We start from the raw sequence: 17,704 nt of genomic DNA on the forward strand, positions 1-17,704 counted from the left end.
GTATGACCGGGCGTATGGGTCGACATCCGCGGCGCACCCCGTTCTACGGGGTACTGATGTTGCTGGTGGCCATGCTCGGCGGGTTCGGCGTCCAGCATCTGCCGAACCCGCCGCTGCGTGTGCTCGGTTACGTCGCGTTGGTCGTGATCGGCCTGGTCGGCTTCGTCATGACCTTCCGCGACTATTCCTGATCAGCGCACGGTGATGGTGACCGTGGCCGTCGTGGTCCGCGCGGGCAGTCTGGTGGTGTCGACCTCGAGGATCTCGCCGGTGTCCTGCGTCCCGTTGGGCAGCGTCTTGGCCTTCAATCCGAACGGCGGCTGGTCACCGGTCGACCCGCCCAGACCGAAATCGCTGTCGTTGGAGATGTAGAGCGTCTTCCCGCCGTCACGGGTGGCCACGCCCTCGATCTTGTCGTGCCCGAAGAAGGTGCCGTCGGGCGCGAGACCGGCGACCAGCCCGGCCAGATCGAGGTTCGACGTCTTGGCGACCGGGGTGATCTGCGCGCGTCGCAGCGCGGCCACGCCGTCGGCGGTGGACACCGGGCCCACGTACACCTCGAGCGGTTTGCCGTCGATCAGCAGCCCGAGCCTCGGATCGTATTGCGCGCCGGGCACATTCGCCTGCGGTCCGACATCGGTCGCGCCCGACAGGTCGATGGTCCACAGCTTCTTGTTCGCCTTGGGGGCGAGCTTGCCGTCGCGTTCGTCGACGAGGAAGGTGCTCGGCCCGATGGCGGTGATCTCGGAGACCGCGAGCTGGCTCTTGGGATCCTCGAGCGGATACACGTACTCGTGGACCGCCTTGTCGCCGAGGCCGACGGTGACGATGCGGGTCATGGGCACCTCCCGTGCCGAACCCGCACCGGGCGCCTGCAAACCGCTCTGGATCACCCCGACCAGCGTCTTCCCGTCGGGGGTGAGGGTCAGTCCCTCCATGCCCTGGTTCGGCGTGCGCAACGAGAGTTCCTGCGGCAGACCGTTCCCCGGGGCGAGACGCTCGATCTCCTTGCCGGTGGCGTCGAAGTGGACCAGGAACGGGCCGTATTCGTCACTGACCCAGAACGTTCCGTCCGCGAGCGCCACCAGGCCCTCGGGGTCCAGGCCGTGATCGGTCGGCGCGAGCACAGTGCCGTTCAGGTCGCGGATCGTCTCGCCCGTGCTGGCGGTCGTGTCGACGTCGCCGTTGAACGCCACGCCCGCCCGGTTCTTCAGCTCGAGGGTGGATTCGAGCTCGGCCTTGGTCCCGGTGAGCTTGAACTTGCCGATCTTCGGCACGAAATCCGGTGTGGGCGAGAGCTTCTCGTTCTTGTTCGGTCCGTCGACATTGGGTCCGCGGTCGGTGAGACCGTAGAACTCGTCCGTCGAGCCCGGGACGGGGGTGAACGCCGACCCGAATCCGCTGCCCTGCACGGTGATTCCGCCGAACTGTCCCAGGGCCGGGATGTCGGTGGTGTAGAGGCGCACGGCGTCGGTGGTGGTGACGGTCAGGGTGTCGTCGCCGGTGTAGCCCGCCGCCGGGGTGTACAGCAACGACCCGTCCCCGCGGCGCTCGATCGTGCCGTGCTGGGGCTTGCCCACCGTCACCGCCGCGCTCCCGCCCGCCTTGGCCAGCAGCGCGTCCAACCCGATGACCAGCGGCTTGTCCTTGTGGGCCTGCAAATTCGCGTCCCCGTCCCCCGACGAACACGCCGTAGCCACGGCCACGGCCGCGGCGAGGACGAACACACCGATACGACGCTGAGCTTTCACATGCGCTGTCTATCGCGACCAGGCGACGGCCGATCGACCGGTACGTGAACACCTCGCATTGGTTATGCTCGCGGATGCGCATTCGCGGCCGAGTTCGGAGAGCAGCCGTCGGCAAGGGTCGCCCTTCCGTCCGGAACATCGGCGCCGTCACGTTGCTCGTCCTCGTATCGGCCTGTGGCTCGGCGCCTTCCGCTGATGTCCCCCTGCCGCCGCGAGCCGCCGCGTTCGACTACCAGATCGGTGGCCCCTACCCGCCAGCGCCGGACGTGCGCATCGTGTCCCGGGCGCATACCGAATCGCCTGTAGAGGGGGTCTACAACATCTGCTATCTCAACGCTTTTCAGGCCCAGCCCGGGGCCGAGCGGGAATGGGAGCCGGACCTGCTGTTGCGAGACGCGAACGGTGAGCCCGTGATCGACGAGGATTGGCACGAGGCCCTGCTCGACCTGCGCACCGAAGACAAGCGGCGACGCGTCGCCGCGATGGTGAACGCCTGGATCGACCAGTGCGCCGCGGCCCACTACCAGGCCGTCGAACTCGACAACTACGACAGCTACACCCGCTCGAAGTCCCTGCTCACCCCCGACCAGGCCCAGACCTACATCCGCCTGCTGTCCGCCCACGCCCACGAGCGCGGCCTCGCCGCCGCCCAGAAGAACACCGCCGAACTCGCCGACGCCCACACCCGCAACGGCCTCGACTTCGCCGTCGTCGAGGAATGCGGCGACACCGAGGAATGCGACACCTACGCGAATGCCTTCGCCGACAACGTGATCGACATCGAATACACCCCCGAGGGCCTAACCACCGCCTGCTCCAGCCACCGCGACCACATCAGCATCGTCCAGCGCGACCGCGACGTCGTGCCACTGGGCCACCCCGGATACCTCCGCCGAACCTGCTGACCCGCGTCACCGGGTCCGCTTGGGCCACCGCACGATCCGGCCCGACGTCGTACCCCTCGGCCCCCGGGCACCTCCGCCGAACCTGCTGACGCGCGTCACCGCTTCCCCTTGGGCAACTGCTCGATCCAGGCCCGACGTCGTACCCCTCGACCACGGGCATCCTTGCCGGACCTGCCCACCCTCGTCCCTCGAGCGGGCCCCTCCCCTGTTCCTCGGGCGGGCCCCTCCCTTGTTCCTCGGGCGGGCCCCAGGGCCGTGAGCCGAGGACTCCCTGACGCGCGTCACCGCTTCCGCTTGGGCAACTGCTCGATCCGAGCCCGATGTCGTTCCTGGAGTTCGCGACTGCGCCGGAGGTATTCGAGGACCGTGCGCAGTTGGGTGGGCGTGAAGTCGGCCAGTTCGCGCGCGCCCTCCTCGGCGATGGGGCCGTAGATGCGCCAAGCGGTTTCGCGGGCCCGCTCGGTGATGGTGATCAGGGTTTTGCGGCGGTCGTCGGGGTCCGGGGTGCGGGCGATGTAGTCGAGTTTGGCGAGGCGGTCCAGCATCGTGGTAACGCTGCCGCTGGTGAGGTTCAGCTCGGTGGCGAGGCGGCCGGGGGTGGCCGGATCGCGGATCAGGATCTCGAGGCAGCGCAGATCGGTGCGGTTGACGCCGAGCACGCGCGCCGCGGCCTCGTCGACGGCGTCGACCGCCGCCTGCATGGCCTGCGACTCCCGGCCCGCCAACTCCCGTAGCTCGTCCGCGCTTTCCTTGGGCACGACCCGCACCTCCCGCATACCTCTTGACAATCAAGCAACTCGATCGTCAAACTAAATATGTCTTGAATATCAAGATACCCGCCTTCCCCGCCCTCCGGAGAGAGACACCCATGAGACAAGCCCTGATCATCGGCGGCGGCATCGCCGGACCCGTGACCGCGATGGCCCTACAGCGCGCGGGCTGGGAGCCGATCGTCTGCGAGGCGTACGAGGACGCGTCCGCCGCGCAGATCGGCGCGTATCTCACCGTCGCCGTCAACGGACTGTCCGCGCTGGCCCAGCTCGACGCACACGAGGCCGTCATGGCGGCGGGCCATCCCACGGGCACGCTGTCGTTCCGCACCAGCTCCGGCAGGCACATCGCCGACCTCCCCATCGGCGGCACCCCGCCCGACGGCACGATCACCCACAGCGTCAAACGCCGCGACCTGTACCGCGTGCTCACCGACGAGGCCCAACGACGCGGTGTGCGTTTCGAATTCGGCAAACGGCTGCTCGACGCCTCCGTCGACGCCGACGGCCGGGTCACCGCGACCTTCGCAGACGGCACGCGCCGCACCGCCGACCTGCTCGTCGGCGCCGACGGAATCCGTTCGCGCACCAGGGAGATCATCGATCCCACCGCACCGAAGGCGCACTTCCTCGGCATCTACGGCGTCGGCGGCTTCGTCACCGACCCCGCCGTCCACCGCGAGCTGGGTCTCGAGCCCGGCGGCTACACCATGATCTTCGGCAAGAAGGCGTTCTTCGGCTACCTCGTCGCGCCGGACGGTGAGATCTGGTGGTTCGCGAATGTCGCCAGCGCCCAGGAGATTCCGAAGCAGGACCCGCACCGGACCCGCACCGAACTACTGCGCCGACTCGCCGCCGACCGCTCCCCCGCCGCCCGCATCGTCGCCGCGACACCCGACGACACCTTCGTGCCCGCCTTCAACCAATACGACCTACCCACCGTCCCCACCTGGCACAACGACGCCATGATCGTGATCGGCGACGCGGCACACGCGGTCGCCTCCTCCTCCGGTCAGGGCGTGTCGATGGCCGTCGAGGACGCGCTCACCCTCGCGTACTGCCTGCGTGACATTCCCGAGATCCCTACGGCCCTGGCGCAATTCGAGCGATGCCGCCGCGACCGGGTCGAGCGGGTGGTCCGCTACGGCGCGGAGACCAGCGGCGACAAGGCCACCAGCGGACCGGGCCGCCTCGTCGTCCGGCTGCTGACCCCGTTCTTCCTGCGGCGCGCCGCCAAAGCCGGTGTCCGACATCTGGATTGGCTCTACGACCATCGCGTCAGTTCCGGCGTAGCACTCCCACGAAACCCGCACCCAGCAGCATGAATCCGGAGATCAGCGCGAACCCGTTGGTCACCCAGGCGTGCAGCGCCACCTGCATCGCGGAGTTGATCAGCGGCAGATCCGTGATGAGCCGGAAGGCGTCCTCGGGGAACAGGATGTGCAGGAAGCCGGGGAAGATGCCCCACACGAGGCTGGAGATGATCGTCGCCGACGGGATGAAGGTCGCCAGCGCCGCGACGAGCATCAGCAGCAGCGATCCGCAGATGACCTCCAGGGCGGCCGTCCACCGATCGGTGACGTGCCCGACGATGACCCAGTACCGGATGTCGGCACCGCCCTTGGCGGCCAACGCGATACCGATCGGCGTCAGGATCAGGGCGATCACGATGCCCACGACACCGCCGCCGCTGATGCCTCGGTTCTGGAATTCGGCTCCGGGCGGGGACCACCCCGCGGGTGATTCGAACTTGTTCGGCATCGCCCGTCCTCTCGTCTCGGCCCATACATTGTCATGCCACGGTCGGAAAAATGTCCGACCGGCGACGGAAATCGTTCCGCGTGGCGAGCCTTGTCGTTACCGCACGGTTAGCATCGGCCCATGACCCCTCCGGCCATCGACGGCGTGCGCAGATCGTATGTCACCGCCCGTGACGTGCGCTTCCATGTGACGGAGGCGGGTCCGGCCGACGCGCGACCCGTCGTCGTCCTGCACGGTTGGCCGCAACATCACTACACCTACCGTCACCTGCTCGCCGACCCGCCTCCCGGTCTGCGCGTCATCGCGCCCGACCTGCCCGGCTACGGCTGGTCCGGTCCCCCGCCGCACCGCTGGTCCAAGGCCGAGGTGGCCGCCGACGTCCTGGCGCTGCTGGACGAGCTGGGCATCGAGCGGACGCTGCTGGTCGGACACGACTGGGGCGGATACATCGGCTTCCTGATGATCACCCAAGCCCCCGAGCGCTTCGACGGTTTCATGCCGCTGAACATGGCCCATCCCTGGCAAACCCCGCGCACCCTCGCGCCGCATCTGTGGCGCTTCCTGCTGTACCAGCCGCTGGTCGCGACCCTCGGCATGCCGTTGCATCAGCGAACGCCGTTCCTGCGCTGGCTGTTTCGGGGCGGGGTGAAGAACCACACGGAGTTCACGGCTGAGGTCGTGGACGTCTACGCGGACCGTTTCCGGGATCCGGTGGTCGCCCGTGCCGCGACCGATACGTATCGCACGTTTCTGTTGCGTGAGGTTCCGGCGCAGGCGCGGACCGCGACGCCGCGGGCGACCGTTCCGATCCGAGCGTTGTTCGGGAAGGAGGACGGGGCCATTCACCCCGCCCTCGCTTCCGCCGAAACCGCTCGGGCCGATGATTATGCGGTTGAATATGTCTCGGGGAGTGGGCATTTCATCGCTGAAGAGCGGCCGGAGTTGGTGCGGGAACGGTTGGTGGCATTGGCCGCAGAGACGGGCTAGCCGAACTTGCTTCGCCCGTGCGGATAACCGGTCCTCGCCGCTCGTATCAGCGCGCCGTCTCCCGCGACAAACGCCTACTATCTTCCGGGCTCAATGCGGAATCGACCAGCTTCGCGTACGCCTCGCGATGTTCACGGACCTCTTTTGGATCGTCGAAATACATTGCACCACAGAAGTTCTCGGCATAGACCAGAGAATCCTCCAACGGTTCCCACTCGGCCCCCCAAACCAGGCGCACAATCCCCCCGCTCGGCAACACCCGCCAAAGGCACCCACCCCCAAGCAAGGCAACCCAGCCGCACCCTTTATTCGGATCCGCACCCCTTTCAGGGCCACATAAAGGGTGCGGATTCGAATAAAAGGGTGCGGCTGGAGATGCCCCTGGCGACATGTCGGACCCGTGCGGCACGATGGGCTCCATGACTACCGACCTGCGTGAATCCGCCGAAGCGCTCCTGCGCGAATTGGCAGGCCCGCAAGCGCGGCTGCGGGATGACCAATGGACCGCCATCGAGGCCCTGGTCGTCCACCGCCGCCGCGCCCTGGTCGTCCAGCGCACCGGCTGGGGCAAGTCCGCGGTGTACTTCATCTCCGCCAAACTCCTGCGCGCCCAGGGCCGCGGCCCGACGGTCATCGTCTCCCCGCTGCTCGCCCTCATGCGCAACCAGGTCGCCGCCGCGCAACGCGCGGGAGTCGTTGCGGCGACGATCAATTCGGGCAATGTCACCGAATGGGACGAGATCCACGCGCGCGTCGCCGCGGGCGAGGTCGACGTCCTGCTGGTCAGCCCCGAACGGCTCAACAATCCCGACTTCCGCGACTCGGTGCTGCCCAAACTCGCCGCCGACGCGGGCCTGGTCGTCATCGACGAGGCGCACTGCGTGTCCGACTGGGGCCACGACTTCCGCCCCGACTACCGCCGCATCCGCACCCTCATCGCCGACCTCGGCAGCGACATCCCCGTCCTCGCCACCACCGCCACCGCCAACGACCGCGTGGTCGCCGACGTCGCCGCCCAGGTCGGCCTCGGCCGGGACAACGCCCTCGTCCTGCGCGGCACCCTGGACCGCGAATCCCTGCACATGTCGGTCCTGCGCATCGACGACGCCGTCCAGCGCACCGCCTGGCTCAGCCGCCACCTGCACGACCTCCCCGGCTCCGGCATCATCTACACCCTCACCGTCGCCGCCGCCCACGACCTCGCGGATGTCCTTGCCTCCCATGGACATACGGTCGCCGCGTACACCGGCCAGACCGATCCGGCCGAACGCGAGGCATTGGAATCCGCCCTGCTCGCCAACGAGGTCAAGGCCCTCGTCGCCACCTCCGCCCTCGGCATGGGCTTCGACAAACCCGACCTCGGCTTCGTCATCCACGTCGGCGCTCCCTCCTCGCCCATCGCCTACTACCAGCAGGTCGGCCGCGCCGGGCGAGGCACGGACCGGGCCGAGGTCGTCCTCCTCCCCGGCCCCGAGGATCGCCGCATCTGGAGCTACTTCGCCTCGATCGCCTTCCCCCGCGAATCCGCCGTCCGCTCGGTGCTCGACGCGCTCGATCACGACCGCCCGCTGTCCACGGTCGCCCTCGAACCTCTGGTGGAACTCAACCGCTCTCGCCTTGAGATGGTGTTGAAGGTTCTCGATGTGGACGGCGCCGTCCGCCGGGTGCGGGGCGGTTGGCTCTCCACCGGCGAGCCTTGGCAATACGACGCCGAACGCTACGAACGGCTGGCGACCGCGCGCGAAGCCGAGCAGCAGGCGATGCTCGACTACCAGACCACATCCGAATGCCGTATGAACTTCCTCCGCCGCCAGCTCGACGACCCGGGCCTCACGGGAGAAGGGTGCGGCCGCTGCGACAACTGCACCGGAGTCCGCCTCGACATCACGGTCGACGAGTCCGACCTGTCCACCATCCGCACGCGTCTGGACCGGCCGGGCATCGACCTGCCGCCCCGACGCCAGTGGCCGACGGGCATGGCCAAGCTGGGAATTCCCTTGTCCGGCAAGATATCCGACGGACCCGAAACCGGTCGGGTGCTCGGCCGCCTCAGTGACCTGGGGTGGGGTCAACGCCTACGCGCTCTGCTCGATTCGCCGGACGGCCCGGTGCCCGACCAAGTGTTCGACGCCTGCATAGCCGTTCTGCGCGAATGGGATTGGGCTCGGCGGCCTACCTCTGTCATGGCGATGCACTCGGCCACTCATCCGCTGTTGGTCGACGATTTGGCGGTGCGTCTCGCCAAAGTCGGCCGCCTGCAACACTTGGGCACGCTCCACCCCAGGCCCGATCGAGCACCGGTATCGCAGGCCAACTCGGCGCACCGCGTAGCCGCCCTCTACGACTATTGGGAACCCCCGGTTCTTCCCGACCTCGACGCGCCCGTCCTGTTGGTGGACGCTCTCACCGAGACGGGGTGGACGCTGACGCTCGCCGCCCACACCCTCCGAAAAGCCGGTGCGCCAGCGGTTTTGCCTTTCGCGCTGGCCACACCGACCTGACCTCGCGAGGCTATCCGTTCGGCGGAACGCTCGAAGTATCGATCGGCCGTACCCGCTCCATGCATGCGCCGCACAGGGCCTACACCTCGCCGTCTCCCTCACGCAGTGACCGAATCATCTTGTGCAAGACGCGAAATGCGTCCGCCCGCTCCCCTTCGCTCAAACCCGCCAGCATCCTGACCTCGACCGACCGGACCGCCGCCGACGCCTTCTCCAGACTCCGCCGTCCGCGCGGCGTGAGCCGCGTGGGAAGCGCCTTCCCGACGGGCGGCGCGGCGGGCCTGGTCACGTACCCGTCCCGTTCCAGAGCCTGAAGCAGCACGTTCATCGTCTGCCGAGTCACGAACGCGCCCCGCGCGAGCTTGGAGTTCGACAGCCCCGGCCGCTGCGCCAGCAGCTCGAGGCAGGCGTAGTGCGTCACGCTCATCCCGAGCGGCCGCAACACCTCCTCCATCGCCACCCGAAGCGCACTGGACGCCTCCTTCAGCAGATACCCCAGCGAAGACTCCAGGTCCACACCGTCTTGACTCATGTCAGCATTCTGACATAGCCTGGCCCATGTCAGAAACCTGACACAAACCGAAGGAGCATCCCATGCCAGCCACCGGCCCCGACTTCATCTCCCTCCAGACCAGCGACCTCGCCGCCTCCCAAGCCTTCTACGAGCAGTACCTCGGCCTCGTCCGCTCCCAGTCCGGTCCACCCCACGCCGTCGTCTTCGACACGAAGCCGATCGCCTTCGCCCTCCGCGAGCCCGTCCCCGGCACCGACCTCACCTCCGCCGCCCACCCCGGCATCGGCACAGCCATCTGGCTCCACGCCACAAACGTCCAGGCCATCCACGACACCCTCGCCGCCGACGGCCACACCATCGTCTCGGCGCCCATCGATGGCCCGTTCGGGCGGACATTCACCTTCGCCGATCCGGATGGGTACCGGATCACGCTGCACGACCGGGCTTGATCCACACCTTCTTGCCCCTCATCGAGGTTTCGTTCGACGGCCACATCAAGAGGAGAAACCTCGCGTCACCCACTGCAAGCGGTCGTCGGAACCCGCGATCGCAAGGTGTTTCGCGTTGACTTCAACCCACGTGGTAGTTCGAATCGCCTCCTGAAAGTTCGACGCGTCGAACTCCGCTCGCTGCATATCAGCGTCACGGAACACGGCTCGGGGAGCTCGGCAGCCTCGCCCTTGCACCTTCCGCAGGTCGGACCCGGTCAGATCAGCGTCATCGAGAGTAGCGTCGGACAACCAGGCCGTGTACAGGTCGACAGCCGCCACCCGCACTCCGCTCAAATTCGCTTCGCTGAGTTCTGCGCCGAGCAGGTCGAGGCCGGACAGGTCCGCGCCCCTGAAGTCGAGCGCCCATCCATTCAAGAGGGAGGCGGTGGTCCGCTCGGCAGCGGGATCAGGGGGAAGGCTGTCGAAATAGGTCTCCAGGGCCGCTCGAGCACGTACATTGGCGGGCCAACGCCGGAGCGCGGAACGTGTGCGGCCGTAGGTCGTGGTCATTGCCCCCGAATCACTTTCCCTGCCGTTGTGGATCTTTGCGATCGGCTCCTGAAGCTGGATGCGGCGGCCCGGCGACATCGTGTCGGGAGCGACCGGGACGTTCTTGCCGCTGAAGAGACGTCGGGCTTATGGGCGAAACGTCGCCTCCCGACCAGCCCTCCCGCGGTAGAGGCCGCCTTGTATCCCGGCCCAACGTGATTCGTGGACCCATCGGGCAAGTGGTTCAAGAATGCTATTCATCTTCGAAATGATCTCAGCGGGCCAAATCCTTTAGTACCGGCCCGGAGTCGGGAACTCGAAACCACCACCAATCCCGTTCGCTCCTAGCCACCTTGGCGACAGCCGTAATTCGGCGCCCCGAATCTTCGACAGTGATCGACGTGAAGCGGTCGTCTGCTTCCGAAATATAATCTTCCATCTTCACCGCCAGCACTGGAGGCAGACCATCGACCGACTTCTTCACATAATCTCGGATCGTCAACGCCGTACAGAAATCGTACTCATTCCACACCGACCTATCAGACCAGGGCAGGGACCTGTCTCTATCAATCTTCTCGACGTGCGCTGCCCACGAATCCGCCAAGCGAATCGCGTCGCGTACGTCCCCGGACTCCAAGGAAATTGAATGTGCGCGAATCTCCGCGATTTCGTCTTCCGAAAAGTATCGCTTCGCGCGAGCATCAATGTGCGTCATGATTTTCTTCTGCGACAATCAGTTCTTGGAGGTCATGTACCAGCAGAGCGTCATAATCGGGATAATCATGCAAACGCCGAAGAATACTTATTGCAGTCTTCCGACCGCGATCGTCGTCGGAGTTCAGATCTCGAACGGTGACCACGATCGAATGAGATTCGAAAGGAATTCCCTTATCGTCTTCGATATCGTGACCGAACTCCAACTCGATGACAAACGCCTCCGAACGACCGCCGTAGGACGGCCATTTACCGATGGAATCGGCAGCGCCGAGATCAATCTTTGAAGCTGATTCCAAATCCTGGACCACCAACCTTTCGGGCTTATCGGATTTTAAGAACAACTAATAATAGCCCATTATACCAATCCCTGGTGTCGTGAGTCGTCGTTTCGTTTAGGCATCAATATCCGACATACGCCCGCGTCTTTCAGATTCTCGATGTTGCCCAGATCTCGTCGTCTTTCGAGAAGTAAATCTCCAAATCATTGTGCCGCAACAACGAATCGATCTCTGCATGAAGCCGCACCGGGGCTTTTGCACCGGCCTTCCACACCTCGGCCGGTATCCGGACGGTAGTGGTGAGTAGATCCCCAGGGTAGTAATCACCCTCGGCAAGAGGATTCCGTTCAAGCACAGTGAGTACAAGCGGCAACAGGACGGCTGTGACTTCGTTCTGCCCCAACAATATTCGAAGATCCTCGGCGCTGAAAAGATCGATCGGCTTGCGCCGCAGCTTGTGCACCGTCTTCATCAAGCGCGTCGCGTCGGCCGCCAACTCCGGCCATATTTTGCCATCGATCTGCTCCACGGTCTGATTGGAATGTCCTCGCTCTCATCCTGACAAGGACTAATCTTCAACCAACGCAAGGTAAACTCCGCCGGGACCAGGCTCGAAAACGGAATCCGAATCCAAGTCGACTCCTTCTGGATCTGCGTCCACGACCTCATTGGTCGGCCATCTCAGATAGAGCAGCTTCGCGTTCCCTTGCGAGAGCAATCGCCGAACCGTTCGGCGCGCAAGTGCTTTCGCGAGGTCATCGTCCAAGTCGAAGTTCGAACCTCTGACAAGCCACAGAAGCTCATAGACACCCACAGCATCCATGGCTAGGTGGTCCGTCGCCTCTTGAAGCAACCACTCGTCGGCTGTTTGACTCATCGCGGTCCTCCCAGGGTGGGGTTGCCTTGCAACGGGACTTTCGTATTCGTCCCGTTCTGCGAAACCTCAGCATACGGGCCGTGGGTGAGCGGGTCCGGACGGTTACCCTCGGTGTAGCCGGGCATGATGCGAATCTGCCGACCGAAGTTGTTCGGGTCTCGATACACGGTTCCGCCCCCGCTCTTGCTCGGAGCTTCCTCCCAGTCCGAAGGAATGCCGTTGGCGATTTCCTCCGCACTCTTACCCGTGAGCGACTGCGGATCGAAGGTTTTCGGATCACGAACGTTGGGAAGTTCATGTTTCTCCGCGCCGTCCTGACCGCCCTCTCCGTGAATGGCTGCCTTCATCGCGATGATCGCGGCGAGATCCTTGGCCACCTTGTCCAGATCGATCGACGGCACCCCGGTGAACGCGGTAATCGTCCCCACAGCCGTCGCCGCCAGGGCGGCCATGCCCAGTACCCGGACCATCTGACTCTCTTGATAAGCGGTCTGAATCGCCGCGACGGTTGACGCCACCTCCTCCCCCACAACGGCTGCGGCCGGGGCGATCGACGTGCCCAGGCTGAACAGCGCGATTGCGCCGCCGAGGACCGCCGCTACGCCGAGGGTCAGTTCGAGGTTGTTGATGGATCGGGAGGTGTCGGAGCCGAGTGAGACCGTGGCCTCGTGGTAGTTCTTGATCGGGGCGGCCATCGATTGTCCGGCTGTGGCAATTGTTTCCGCGCTCGTCTTCAGGGTGGCGAAATGGTCCTGGATGAGTTGACGGTTCGTGGGGTCGTCCAAGCCGTCGAACAGGGCGGAGATGGTGGTGATCTGTGCGGCGGCGCCGGTGATCGTGGGGTGAGTGCCGAAGGTGTCCCAGACCCTGTGCGCCTTGTCGAGTTTGTCCTTGTCGCCGTTCGGGAGCTTGCCGAATGTGGCGAGGACACGGGCGATCACCTGGTCGATGTACTCCTTGAGACCGCCATGGTTCGTGAAGCCGATCCCGTTGTCGTGCACGGAGGTCGGAATGACGACCTGATACTCGCCGACCTGGGCGACATTGGGCACGGGAGGTTTGTTGTTGTTCGCCTCCCCATAATGAAACCCCATCGCATACAACACAGCCCCGTAATTCGTGAGCGCGTTCGCCAGACTCGAACACGCCTGCATCGTCTTCCGCGCCGCGTCGTCATACGCCACCCCCCACTCCCGACACCCCGGCGCATCCCCCGCCATCCCCGCACACTCACCCTTGACCGCGTCATGCACCGGCTTGTCCGCGCGCCGCAGTTCCTCGGCCAAATCCTGACATCGCTTGGCCGCGTCGTAGTAGACCTGCCAGTCGACCCTCATGCCTGGCCCGATTGCAGCATCCGCCGATTCACCTCGACGGCACGGGAGTAGCGGCCGTGCGCCCGAGCCGCGACGTCGCTCATTGCCGCTACGCCTTCGGCGAATTCCCCTGCGGCGGACACCCATTCGCGGTGCGCTTCGGCGTAGGCCGTCGCGGCGGCGGATTCCCAACTGCCGCTGTGCAGCGCGGCTACCCGCCGGTCCAGCTCGTCGAGATGGTCCCGCACGAAACCCGATAGCCCGCTCAATCTCGACACGATTCGGTCGAGTTGCTCGAGATTCACGGTGAATTCGGAGTTCACGACATGTCCAGGCTGCCGAGGGCGGTCGCGCTGTCGGTGTCCGACTTGCGGTAGTTCTCGGCGGTCACGCCTAGCTTCTCGGCCAGCGCGGACAGCGCCCGCATCAATTGCGTTCCGCCGTCACGGGTTTCGTCCCAGCCGGTGCGGAATTCGTCGGCCGCGTCGCCGGTCCAGTCCGATTCCAGCAGGGTCGAGACCTCGCGGGCGGCGGCGTCGAGGGCCTGTCTCATCGTGTCGGCGATGGTGTAGACGTACTGGCCAACGTCCTGCACGTCGTCGGGTACGACGGTGATCTTGCCGGGCTCCGGCGACCCCCCTGCGGTCATGAACCGACGATAACGGCCGCGTGCCGAGGGTGTCCAGGACCGAGCGAGCGCGGCATCATCTCCCCATGACTTCCTGGAAAGACGTGGAGCACGCGGTTCCCGAGTTCGCTCGGCGCGTGCGGACGCTGTTCGACGCGCACCGGCACAAGACGATCGCGACCGTGCGGGCCGACGGGTCGCCGCGGATCTCGGGGATCGAGGCCGCATTCGTCGACGGGGAACTCACCTTCGGGTCGATGCCGAAGGCGCGCAAGGGTTTCGATCTGCGGCGCGATCCGCGGTTCGGATTGCACAGTGCGACAGTCGATCCCGTGGAGGGGGACGAGGCACGGTGGCCCGGGGAGGCCAAGGTATCCGGGCGGGCCGTGCTCGTCGGGGAGGGGGCCGACGGTGATTCGTTCCGGGCCGATATCGGGGAGGTCGTGCTGACGCATCTCGACGAGGCGGCGACATTGCTCGTGGTCGAATGGTGGACTCCCGCAGCCGGTTTGCGTCGTGTGGAGCGCGAATAGCGAATCATCTACGGCAGCAACGGAAGCCGCCCCACGATCTTGTCCACGCGGTTGCGGGGGCCGACGATGCTCACCGCGAGGTACTCCATGTCCTCGCCCCGAATCTCCTTCATCGACTCGAGATAGTCGGCGTAGACGCGGATCTGCTGGGCGATGGTGGGCATGTCCGCGACGAAGCAGGCGGGCGAGCTGGCCGCCTTGTCCCTGATCCGGCGCAGTGTTTCCGGGTTCGCGGCGAGGATCGAGCAGCCGATCCACGGGATCGCCGGGTGGGGCTGGCCGTCGGCGTCGATCGCGTCCTCGGCCAGCAGGCCGGTCACCCGCGCGGTGGTCGCGGCGGCGGTGCAGACGGCGGCGTTCACCGCGCGGCCCGCGGGTAGGGTCTCGTCGACCACGACGACCCATTTCAGGCGGGCGGCCCGGGTCGAGGTGGTCGGGTCGATCTCCTCGGGGGCGAAGCCGATGGCCTGCGAGGATTCGGACATGATCGCATCTCCTGTTCATTCGTTCCGTGATTCACGAACAGGCTAGGTACTCGTACGATGATGTTCCAGGAGATCCGTACTTGTATCGGCAGAGAGAGGGATTCGGGGCGCATGGACGAACTTGATAAGGCGATTCTGGCCGAATTGCAGTCGGATGCACGGAAGACCAATCGGGATGTGGCCGCGGCCGTGGGGGTTTCGCCGACGACGGCGCTCGATCGCACCCGGGCCCTGCGCGGACGCGGCGTCATCCGGGGTGCGATTCTCGATCTGGACCTGCCCGCGATCGGCCGTCCGGTGCAGGCGCTGATCGCCGTGCGGGTGCGGCCGCCGTCGCGCCCGCGTATCGAAGGCTTCCGCAACTGGGTCACGACGCTGCCGGACGTCATCGGCCTGTACGTGACCACCGGCACCGAGGACTTCATCCTGCACGTCGCCGTCCCGGACAACGCCAGCCTCTACGCCTTCGTCATCGACCGCCTGACCGAACGCCCCGAGGTCGCCGACGTCCGCACCTCGATCGTCTTCGAGCACATCCGCAACACCCGCATCGCTCCCGCATCCTGACCGCACTCAGGCGGCCAGCGCGGCACGGAGCCGATCGGCCAATCGGATGGCGTCGTCGAGTTCCCATGGGATGACGCCGTTTTCGGACATGAGGGCGTGGAACTGCTGCTCGCGATACGGCACGTTCGGGGGCAGCGGGGCGACATGCCAGTGCAGGTGGGAGTTGCCCTGCTGGCTGCCGAGGCTCAGCAGGTACATGCGCTCGGTGGGAAGGACGGCCTCAACGGCTCGGGCCACTCGATAGACCAAATCGGTCAGGCGGTGGTACTGCTGGGGATCCAGATCGCAGAAAGGCGATGTTCTCCTCATCCTCCGCGATGACCTGCTCGAGGTCGGAATCGTGGGTACCGGCGACGATCGCGCAGACGAAGCAGGGGCCGGAGCGCACGCGGCGCTCGTAGGCGGTGAGGTCGAACGGGATTCGTTCCATCGGTGATCCTCGCTATCCTGGGCCGGATGGGCTTGCTCTCCTCTATCGAGCGATTCAACCAGCGGCACCCGTGGAGTCACAACGACTTCTACGGGGCCTGGGTGGTGGAGCAGGTGATAGCTTCCCGGGCGCGGAGTGTTCTCGATATTGGTTGTGGGACAGGGAATCTCATAGAGCGGCTGCGGGGGCGCGTCGCGTCGGTGACGGGGATGGAGGCCGATGCCGCCATGGCGGAGGTCGCCGCGAGGCGGTTCGCCGGGGATGCGTCAGTGGTGATCGAGCGGGCGAGGTTCGAACCGGGCGCGGTGGAGGGGCAATGGGATGCCATCACTCTGGTGGCCAGTCTGCATCATTTGCCCTTGGATGCCAGCCTGCGGGCCCTGCGGGGATGTCTGAATCCGGGTGGGCGGCTGGTGGTCGTCGGGTGTTATCGGGAGGCTAGCGCGGCGGACCTGGTGGTGGGGGCGGTGGCCGTGCCGGTCAATATGTTCGTCGGATGGCGGGCGCGGCCGCGGGGGACGGATACGCCGCCGATCGAAATGGCCGCTCCCACAGCGTCTCCCGGCGAAACGCTCGCCGAGATCCGAGACCGGGCGGCGGAGTTGCTGCCGGGGGCGCGGATACGGCGGCGATTGTTCTGGCGGTATTCGTTGGTGTACGACAAGCCGTAGGCGGCCTCGAGGGCCGACATTCACGCGGCCGAGCGCGGGCGGCCCGGATCGGCCACCAGGCCGAAACGGATGAGGCTCTCCGCCGTATCGAGCACGCTCTCCGCCACCGGGCGCGTACTCCAGCCGAGTTCCGCGCGTGCCTTGGCCGCGCTCACCCGCTCGGTGCGGCCGAGGAAACGGGTCGCCGCGCGGGCCGTGCCGTCGAAGAGACCGGCGACCCGCAGCAACGGTGCGGGAAGGGTACGGGTCGGCACGCGGTATCGGGTGGCGAGCATTCGGGCCATCTCGGGCATCGAGACCGGTTGTCCCGCACAGATGTACCGATTGCCCGCCGCCTCGGGGACCTCCATCGCCAGCCGGTGCGCCGCCGCCGCGTCGCGGACGTCGACCGGGGCGAAGCTGATCGGCGGTATGCCCGGCATCTCCTTGGCCAGGATCGCTCGGATCGCCCCGGCCGACGTGCCGACCGCCGCCCGCAACACCGGGCCGACGATCATGCCGGGATTGATCACCGCCAGCTCGAAACCCGGTGTGCTCCGGGCGAATTCCCAAGCCGCGCGCTCGGCGAGGGTCTTGCTCTTGTCGTAGGCACGGCAGGCCGACAGGTCCGACCAATCCGCTTCGGTGCACTCCCGATCGGAGTGGCCCACCGCGATCGCGGCCAGGGAGGAGGTCAGCACCACCCGCTCGACGCCCGCCGCGGCCGCCGCCCGCAGCACCCGCAGCGTGCCGTCGACGGCGGGACGGATCAGCTCGTCCTCGTGGTCGGGCTCGGCCATGGGGAACGGGCTGGCGGTGTGCACGACGAAGCGGCAGCCCGCGACCGCCTCGGCCCAGCCGTCGTCGGCGGCGAGGTCGGCGGTCACCAGTTCGACATCGCCCAGGTGCGCCGCGAGTTCCGGCGTCACCCGGCGGACGGTGCCGCGCACCCGATAGCCGTGGTCCCGCAGCTCGGCGACGACGTGCCCGGCCAGAAATCCCGAAACACCGGTCACCAGAACACGATCCGGCATGACAACTCCGATCTAAGCAG

At 66.3% G+C, this 17,704-nt stretch carries 25 protein-coding genes; 9 read left to right on the plus strand and 16 right to left on the minus strand.

Translation table 11 applies throughout. The features are described from left to right. The first annotated feature begins 2 nt into the window (after nucleotides 1–2). Nucleotides 3–191: a hypothetical protein gene (locus ACFYTQ_RS27310; protein WP_387366927.1), complete on the plus strand. Its 189-nt coding sequence runs from the start codon at nucleotides 3–5 to the stop codon at nucleotides 189–191. Here the strand turns inward: ACFYTQ_RS27310 and ACFYTQ_RS27315 are convergent, their stop codons facing one another. Next, the gene (locus ACFYTQ_RS27315) at nucleotides 192–1,751 is read right to left on the minus strand and encodes an esterase-like activity of phytase family protein (RefSeq protein WP_387366930.1); all 1,560 of its coding nucleotides are present in this window, start codon (nucleotides 1,749–1,751) and stop codon (nucleotides 192–194) included. A gap of 74 nt (nucleotides 1,752–1,825) precedes the next feature. Between ACFYTQ_RS27315 and ACFYTQ_RS27320 the strand changes: the two genes are divergently transcribed. Continuing rightward, on the plus strand, nucleotides 1,826–2,656 hold the full coding sequence (locus ACFYTQ_RS27320; RefSeq protein ID WP_387366933.1) for an endo alpha-1,4 polygalactosaminidase: 831 nt from the start codon (nucleotides 1,826–1,828) through the stop codon (nucleotides 2,654–2,656). A 281-nt stretch (nucleotides 2,657–2,937) separates the two neighbouring features. On the opposite strand, the gene ACFYTQ_RS27325 is transcribed toward ACFYTQ_RS27320, so the two are convergent. Further along, nucleotides 2,938–3,414 (minus strand): MarR family transcriptional regulator, encoded by a 477-nt coding sequence (locus ACFYTQ_RS27325; RefSeq protein WP_387366936.1) that lies wholly within the window; start codon nucleotides 3,412–3,414, stop codon nucleotides 2,938–2,940. Between the two features lie 110 nt (nucleotides 3,415–3,524). On the opposite strand from ACFYTQ_RS27325, the gene ACFYTQ_RS27330 reads away from it, so the two are divergent. Continuing rightward, nucleotides 3,525–4,751, plus strand: coding sequence for an FAD-dependent monooxygenase (locus ACFYTQ_RS27330; RefSeq protein WP_387366939.1), 1,227 nt, complete (start codon nucleotides 3,525–3,527; stop codon nucleotides 4,749–4,751). Here ACFYTQ_RS27330 and ACFYTQ_RS27335 read toward each other — a convergent pair. Next, complete coding sequence (locus ACFYTQ_RS27335; RefSeq protein WP_387366942.1) at nucleotides 4,705–5,187, minus strand: hypothetical protein; 483 nt, start codon at nucleotides 5,185–5,187, stop codon at nucleotides 4,705–4,707. The genes ACFYTQ_RS27330 and ACFYTQ_RS27335 overlap by 47 nt on opposite strands. A gap of 120 nt (nucleotides 5,188–5,307) precedes the next feature. Between ACFYTQ_RS27335 and ACFYTQ_RS27340 the strand changes: the two genes are divergently transcribed. After that, nucleotides 5,308–6,174 carry an alpha/beta fold hydrolase gene (locus ACFYTQ_RS27340; RefSeq protein WP_387366944.1) on the plus strand — a complete coding sequence of 289 codons (867 nt, stop codon included), beginning with the start codon at nucleotides 5,308–5,310 and terminating at the stop codon, nucleotides 6,172–6,174. Nucleotides 6,175–6,220: 46 nt separating this feature from the next. Here ACFYTQ_RS27340 and ACFYTQ_RS27345 read toward each other — a convergent pair whose 3' ends face one another. Then, entirely contained in the window at nucleotides 6,221–6,685 is a 465-nt protein-coding gene (locus ACFYTQ_RS27345; RefSeq protein ID WP_387366947.1) for a Scr1 family TA system antitoxin-like transcriptional regulator, read from the minus strand. Here ACFYTQ_RS27345 and ACFYTQ_RS27350 point away from each other — a divergent pair. Beyond that, nucleotides 6,585–8,675 (plus strand): RecQ family ATP-dependent DNA helicase, encoded by a 2,091-nt coding sequence (locus tag ACFYTQ_RS27350; RefSeq protein ID WP_387366950.1) that lies wholly within the window; start codon nucleotides 6,585–6,587, stop codon nucleotides 8,673–8,675. The two genes, ACFYTQ_RS27345 and ACFYTQ_RS27350, sit on opposite strands and share 101 nt — an antisense overlap. Before the next feature lie 79 nt (nucleotides 8,676–8,754). Here the strand turns inward: ACFYTQ_RS27350 and ACFYTQ_RS27355 are convergent, their stop codons facing one another. Continuing rightward, entirely contained in the window at nucleotides 8,755–9,207 is a 453-nt protein-coding gene (locus ACFYTQ_RS27355) for a MarR family winged helix-turn-helix transcriptional regulator (RefSeq protein ID WP_387366953.1), read from the minus strand. Nucleotides 9,208–9,269: 62 nt separating this feature from the next. Between ACFYTQ_RS27355 and ACFYTQ_RS27360 the strand changes: the two genes are divergently transcribed. Next, nucleotides 9,270–9,638 carry a VOC family protein gene (locus ACFYTQ_RS27360; protein WP_387366956.1) on the plus strand — a complete coding sequence of 123 codons (369 nt, stop codon included), beginning with the start codon at nucleotides 9,270–9,272 and terminating at the stop codon, nucleotides 9,636–9,638. 45 nt (nucleotides 9,639–9,683) lie between these two features. Here the strand turns inward: ACFYTQ_RS27360 and ACFYTQ_RS27365 are convergent, their stop codons facing one another. The 7 genes from ACFYTQ_RS27365 to ACFYTQ_RS27395 form a co-directional block, all read right to left on the minus strand. After that, a complete protein-coding gene (locus ACFYTQ_RS27365) occupies nucleotides 9,684–10,190 on the minus strand; it encodes a pentapeptide repeat-containing protein (RefSeq protein WP_387366959.1) in 507 nt (168 codons plus the stop codon). Nucleotides 10,191–10,443: 253 nt separating this feature from the next. Then, nucleotides 10,444–10,884, minus strand: a complete 441-nt coding sequence (locus ACFYTQ_RS27370; protein WP_387366962.1) for a hypothetical protein — start codon at nucleotides 10,882–10,884, stop codon at nucleotides 10,444–10,446. Then, nucleotides 10,871–11,197 carry a hypothetical protein gene (locus tag ACFYTQ_RS27375; RefSeq protein WP_387366965.1) on the minus strand — a complete coding sequence of 109 codons (327 nt, stop codon included), beginning with the start codon at nucleotides 11,195–11,197 and terminating at the stop codon, nucleotides 10,871–10,873. Before ACFYTQ_RS27375 ends, ACFYTQ_RS27370 begins: the two co-directional genes overlap by 14 nt. Nucleotides 11,198–11,312: 115 nt before the next feature. Then, on the minus strand, nucleotides 11,313–11,693 hold the full coding sequence (locus tag ACFYTQ_RS27380; protein ID WP_387366968.1) for a contact-dependent growth inhibition system immunity protein: 381 nt from the start codon (nucleotides 11,691–11,693) through the stop codon (nucleotides 11,313–11,315). Between the two features lie 344 nt (nucleotides 11,694–12,037). Further along, nucleotides 12,038–13,378, minus strand: a complete 1,341-nt coding sequence (locus ACFYTQ_RS27385) for a hypothetical protein (protein WP_387366971.1) — start codon at nucleotides 13,376–13,378, stop codon at nucleotides 12,038–12,040. After that, nucleotides 13,375–13,680, minus strand: coding sequence for a WXG100 family type VII secretion target (locus ACFYTQ_RS27390; RefSeq protein WP_387366974.1), 306 nt, complete (start codon nucleotides 13,678–13,680; stop codon nucleotides 13,375–13,377). The genes ACFYTQ_RS27385 and ACFYTQ_RS27390 overlap by 4 nt, the downstream gene beginning before the upstream one ends. Then, nucleotides 13,677–14,006: a WXG100 family type VII secretion target gene (locus tag ACFYTQ_RS27395; RefSeq protein WP_387366977.1), complete on the minus strand. Its 330-nt coding sequence runs from the start codon at nucleotides 14,004–14,006 to the stop codon at nucleotides 13,677–13,679. The genes ACFYTQ_RS27390 and ACFYTQ_RS27395 overlap by 4 nt, the downstream gene beginning before the upstream one ends. A 65-nt stretch (nucleotides 14,007–14,071) precedes the next feature. Here ACFYTQ_RS27395 and ACFYTQ_RS27400 point away from each other — a divergent pair, with 65 nt between their 5' ends. Continuing rightward, entirely contained in the window at nucleotides 14,072–14,518 is a 447-nt protein-coding gene (locus ACFYTQ_RS27400; protein WP_387366980.1) for a pyridoxamine 5'-phosphate oxidase family protein, read from the plus strand. An 8-nt stretch (nucleotides 14,519–14,526) separates the two neighbouring features. On the opposite strand, the gene ACFYTQ_RS27405 is transcribed toward ACFYTQ_RS27400, so the two are convergent. Continuing rightward, nucleotides 14,527–15,003: a DUF2000 domain-containing protein gene (locus ACFYTQ_RS27405; protein ID WP_387366983.1), complete on the minus strand. Its 477-nt coding sequence runs from the start codon at nucleotides 15,001–15,003 to the stop codon at nucleotides 14,527–14,529. 111 nt (nucleotides 15,004–15,114) lie between these two features. Between ACFYTQ_RS27405 and ACFYTQ_RS27410 the strand changes: the two genes are divergently transcribed. Then, nucleotides 15,115–15,570, plus strand: a complete 456-nt coding sequence (locus ACFYTQ_RS27410) for an Lrp/AsnC family transcriptional regulator (protein WP_387366986.1) — start codon at nucleotides 15,115–15,117, stop codon at nucleotides 15,568–15,570. A gap of 6 nt (nucleotides 15,571–15,576) precedes the next feature. On the opposite strand, the gene ACFYTQ_RS27415 is transcribed toward ACFYTQ_RS27410, so the two are convergent. After that, on the minus strand, nucleotides 15,577–15,807 hold the full coding sequence (locus tag ACFYTQ_RS27415) for a hypothetical protein (protein WP_387366989.1): 231 nt from the start codon (nucleotides 15,805–15,807) through the stop codon (nucleotides 15,577–15,579). Beyond that, nucleotides 15,791–16,000 carry a hypothetical protein gene (locus ACFYTQ_RS27420; protein ID WP_387366992.1) on the minus strand — a complete coding sequence of 70 codons (210 nt, stop codon included), beginning with the start codon at nucleotides 15,998–16,000 and terminating at the stop codon, nucleotides 15,791–15,793. The genes ACFYTQ_RS27415 and ACFYTQ_RS27420 overlap by 17 nt, the downstream gene beginning before the upstream one ends. Nucleotides 16,001–16,026: 26 nt before the next feature. Here ACFYTQ_RS27420 and ACFYTQ_RS27425 point away from each other — a divergent pair, with 26 nt between their 5' ends. Next, on the plus strand, nucleotides 16,027–16,671 hold the full coding sequence (locus ACFYTQ_RS27425) for a class I SAM-dependent methyltransferase (protein ID WP_387366995.1): 645 nt from the start codon (nucleotides 16,027–16,029) through the stop codon (nucleotides 16,669–16,671). 20 nt (nucleotides 16,672–16,691) lie between these two features. Here the strand turns inward: ACFYTQ_RS27425 and ACFYTQ_RS27430 are convergent, their stop codons facing one another. Then, entirely contained in the window at nucleotides 16,692–17,684 is a 993-nt protein-coding gene (locus tag ACFYTQ_RS27430) for an NAD-dependent epimerase/dehydratase family protein (RefSeq protein WP_387366998.1), read from the minus strand. Between the last annotated feature and the right edge of the window lie 20 nt (nucleotides 17,685–17,704).

It is taken from the genome of Nocardia sp. NPDC004068 (assembly GCF_042874315.1).
GTDB lineage: Bacteria > Actinomycetota > Actinomycetes > Mycobacteriales > Mycobacteriaceae > Nocardia.